This window comes from Burkholderia sp. MR1-5-21 (assembly GCF_053427715.1).
In genome coordinates, this window is the sequence record NZ_JBSAXD010000076.1 from 1 (window position 1) to 2,622 (window position 2,622).

General features: G+C 61.8%; 3 protein-coding genes. All 3 read right to left on the reverse strand.

What is annotated here, in order from left to right; translation table 11 throughout:
- Positions 1-68: 68 nt before the first annotated feature.
- From tnpC to ACV229_RS40415, 3 genes are read right to left on the reverse strand one after another with little or no spacing between them, the layout of a single operon-like run.
- Positions 69-1,649: an IS66 family transposase gene (gene tnpC, locus ACV229_RS40405; protein WP_448088633.1), complete on the reverse strand. Its 1,581-nt coding sequence runs from the start codon at positions 1,647-1,649 to the stop codon at positions 69-71.
- Positions 1,650-1,679: 30 nt separating this feature from the next.
- The gene (tnpB, locus tag ACV229_RS40410) at positions 1,680-2,033 is read right to left on the reverse strand and encodes an IS66 family insertion sequence element accessory protein TnpB (protein ID WP_448088634.1); all 354 of its coding nucleotides are present in this window, start codon (positions 2,031-2,033) and stop codon (positions 1,680-1,682) included.
- On the reverse strand, positions 2,009-2,539 hold the full coding sequence (locus tag ACV229_RS40415) for a transposase (protein ID WP_448088635.1): 531 nt from the start codon (positions 2,537-2,539) through the stop codon (positions 2,009-2,011). Before ACV229_RS40415 ends, tnpB begins: the two co-directional genes overlap by 25 nt.
- Positions 2,540-2,622 lie beyond the last annotated feature (83 nt).

Genomic DNA, 2,622 nt, shown 5'->3' on the forward strand with positions numbered 1-2,622 from the left:
GTATGCGGTCCACGAACGACGCCCCTCAGAGAAGGTGGCGGAGTGTGTGAGGTGGGTAACGCTGCGGGTCAGCGGAGCTCGGCAGGCATCTTCCAGGGCAGCAGCGCGTCGTAATCGTCGACGGTCTTCGCCAGGGGCAGACGCTGGAACAGCCAGGTGAGGTATCGGTACGGATCGATGCCATTGGCCTTCGCCGATTCGACCAAGGTATAGAGGTTGGCGCTCGCGTTTGCACCATCGACGGTGTCGGAGAACAACCAGCCGCGGCGCCCAACGCAGAACGGGCGAATCGCGTTTTCGCAGGGATTGTTCGAGATGGGCCAGTCGCCATTCTCGAGGTAGCGGATCAACTTCGGCCATTGCGCGCGCAAGTAGGTCAGTCCCTTGCCGAGCAGGCTTTTCGGTACGACGCCGGACGACTGCTCGAGCATCAGCGCGTGGATCGCGTCGAGCACGCGTGCACTGTAGCGTCGTCGCAATCGCTGTCGTCGCTGCGCCAGCCACATTTCACTACGTGCCTCGGCAGTGAACAGCTTTCCGATCAGCTTGATGAAGCGCGTCGCAAGCAGATCGGGCGTGCGCGCTGCCTTCGGTACGCTGTCCTCCGCTTTGACGAAGTACCGTCTCACGTGCACCCAGCATCCAAGGTGCACGAGCTGGTGACGTTGAGCGATGTCGTTGTAGGGCTCGTAGCCGTCGGTCATCATGACCGCGCCTTCGTGGATTCCGGTGAACAGCTTGTCGGCCAGCTTGGTGCCGCGCCCCGGCGTATAGGTGAAGCAGCGGATGGGGACACCCGAACCGGTCATTTGCGCCCAGAGGTAACTCTTCGTTTGGGGGCGGCGGCCTTCCTCCTTCAGCACCTGGAGCGTCGTTTCGTCGCAGTAGATCAGCTCGGCGTCGAGTAACGCATCGCGCATCAGGTTGATCACGGGCTGCGTCGCGAGGCCAACGCGGACCATGCTGGCGGCGATCGTGTTCGACGAGATGTCGCCGCCGAAACGCCGCAGCAGGCCGGCCTGGCGATACAACGGCATGCCGAACTGGTACTTGCCGGTGGCAATCCACGCGAGTGCTGATTCGCTCAACAGTCCGCGAAGGATGATGCGCGGCGGCGCCGGCGTGACCTTGATGCCGAGATCGCAGCACGGACACGCGTATTTGACGCGCTGGTGCTGGATCACACGAAGCTGCTCGGGGATCACATCGAGCTGCTCGCTGATCTCCACGCCGAACTCGACGAGCGCGTGCCCATCGTTTGCGCAGAAGCGTTCAGCTTCGGGCAGCTCGTGTCGCACGACGTCGCGCGGCAGGTTGGGATCGAGCGGTTTGCGGTGGCCGCGCTTCTTGCGCGTATGCGCAGCGACCGTCAATTCCGGAGTGTCTTCCTGCGCCGGCGTCGCGTTCGTGCCCAGCGCTTCGGCTTCATTGAACAGACCGAGCTGTTCCGAGGCTCGTGCCTCACTTTTGGCGCCGAACAATTCGTGTCGATAGGCGCGCAGCCGCTCCTCGGCGAGATCGCGTTCCGCCGTCACGAGACGCAGCGTGCCGCGAACTTCTTCATGCTCGCGCTGAAGCGAACCATACGCTTCGCGTATCGCGAGCAGCGCGGCAAGTTCGTCGGCGGTGATGGTGACCTGAATCGGCATGCCGATTCGACAGACATGCCGATCCCGCGTTCAACTGACGCGACGATATTCGCGTCTTGGATGCCGCTGGATCGTGGTAATGTCATCACCGTCGAGCAACGCGTGCAGCAGGTCCGTCGTCATCGTCACGACTTCGGTTTTCTTGTCTGGCCAGGTGAAGCGATCGGCCTCGAGGCGTTTCATCAGCAGCCAGAAGCCGTTCCCATCCCAGCCGAGGATCTTGATGCGATCACGACGCCGATTGCCGAACACGTAGAGCGAAGCATCCATCGGGTTCAGTCGCATCGACTGTTCGACGAGAATCGACAGGCTGTTCATGCCGTAGCGGAAGTCGACCGGATCGCGGTGCAGGTAGACCTTCAAGCTTTCGTCGAATCGGAACACGGCATCCTCCCCAGGATCTGAACCAAGGTCGTCAGTTCGTCGACGGTCGCGATAGCCTTGCCCAGCTCAAGTTCGACACCGTTGGATAGACGCACATGCAACGCGAGCGTCATCGATGCTGAGGGTGGTGTGGGCGATGTCAACGACGGCGCCGAAACGACCGGCACGAACGCAGATGGTGGTGCCGTTGCCGAGATGCGCTTGAGCGAACCTGGGAGATCGATAGCCACACCATCGATCACCTCAACGGCGGGGGGCAATTCGCGCCCGTCAGCGTCGTTATCTTGCGACGCAGGCACGAGGCCTTTCTCGCGCTCCAGCAGATACTTCGAAATCCACTTGCGCAGCAGGTTGGCGTTGATCGCGTGCTCCTGCGCCAGGCGAGCCACCGACACGCCCGGGCGTAACGCCGCCTCGACCAATGCGCGTTTGCCCTTCTCGTCGTAGCGGCGACGGCCGTCGCTGTTTTGACGAACTACTCTCAACTCAGAGTCTTTGTCAGCCATAGGTGTCCACCTCCCAAATAGGTGGACACCTATGCTCCTCGCTCAGAGCGCCGTTGGGTAGACGCCGATAATGGATCGCTTAC